Annotated in this window: 1 pseudogene; it reads right to left on the bottom strand. The window is 77.6% G+C overall.

Annotated elements, in window-relative coordinates:
- Positions 1-12 precede the first annotated feature (12 nt).
- Positions 13-834, bottom strand: a pseudogene (locus tag B1205_RS25305) (glycosyltransferase family 4 protein); the annotation flags it as partial.

Below are 834 nucleotides of genomic sequence, written 5' to 3'. Positions count from 1 at the left end.
GGGCCCCCCGCCTTACCGCAAACCGGCGGCGGTGAGGAGGTTGCCGGCGGGGAGGGCCGGGAGACGGTTGCCGGCGGACATCCGCTGCTCGGCCCGGGCCGCGGTGAACGCCGGGTCGCCGGCGATCGCGGCGGCGTACGCGGACGCGGTGCGCGACGCGATGGCCGACCAGCCGTACTGCTCGTGCACCATGGCGCGGGCGCGGCGGGCCATGGCGCGGGCCCGGTCGGTGTCGGCGAGCACCGCGTGCACCGCCTCGGCGAGCCCCTGCGGGTCCTGCGGCGCGAACGTCATCCCGGTGACGCCCGGCTCGACGATCTCGGCCAGCCCGCCGGTACGCGAGACCGCGAGCGGCGCGCCCGCCGCGGCGCCCTCCAGCGCGACCATGCCGAACGGCTCGTAGATGCTGGGCACCACGAAGCAGTCCGAGGCGGCCATCACGGCGGGCAGGTCGGTGCCGCCGAGGAAGCCGGGCATGCTGACCGTGGCGCCCAGCCCGAGGCGGTGCACCTCGGCCTCCAGTTCCGCCCGGTACGGCCCGTCACCGACGATGACCGCGCGCAGCCCGGGGTGGCGCTCGCGCAGCCGGGGCAGCCCGGCCAGCAGGTGCTGCACGCCCTTCTCGTAGACCAGCCGGCCGGCGAACGTGACCAGCGGGCCGTCGGCGGCGAAGCGGGTCCGGGCGGCGGTGACCGCCGACGCGGGCACCCGCCACCGGTGCGGCTCGACGCCGTTGGGGACCACGTCGACCCGGGCGGCGTCCACGCCGAACAGCGCGCCCACCTCGTCGCGCATGTAGCCGGAGCAGACGATCACCCGGCCGGACTCGCCGGC

Origin of the sequence: Micromonospora sp. NBS 11-29, from assembly GCF_002140155.1 — a bacterium.
Classification (GTDB): Bacteria; Actinomycetota; Actinomycetes; order Mycobacteriales; family Micromonosporaceae; genus Micromonospora.
The sequence above is the reverse complement of the archived record's forward strand: the minus strand, read 5'-3'. Positions and strand labels throughout refer to the sequence as shown.